General features: G+C 55.1%; 1 protein-coding gene. It reads right to left on the bottom strand.

Annotated elements, in window-relative coordinates:
* Positions 1 to 214: hypothetical protein (locus IE94_RS37045; RefSeq protein ID WP_037925285.1), on the bottom strand; the 214-nt coding region annotated here is incomplete at both ends.

The following is a 214-nucleotide window of genomic DNA, read 5'->3' as shown; positions in this document are numbered from 1 at the left end:
TCGCCGCCGTCTCCGCACCCTTCGTACCCCCGAACACGAAAGGCGCCAAATATTCCATCAGCAGCAAAAACGCAAACAGAGCGAACAGCTCGGCATAAATGTTTATCTTGTTCTCGGCGATCTGGATGGACGTCTTCACCCGCCCCTCGGCGATATCGTCCAACTGCTTCGCGAACTCGACGACATAATTCCTGCCACCGTCATCGGTCACCAT

Source organism: Streptomyces violaceorubidus, from assembly GCF_000717995.1.
Lineage (GTDB): Bacteria > Actinomycetota > Actinomycetes > Streptomycetales > Streptomycetaceae > Streptomyces > Streptomyces violaceorubidus.
The sequence above is the reverse complement of the archived record's forward strand: the minus strand, read 5'-3'. Positions and strand labels throughout refer to the sequence as shown.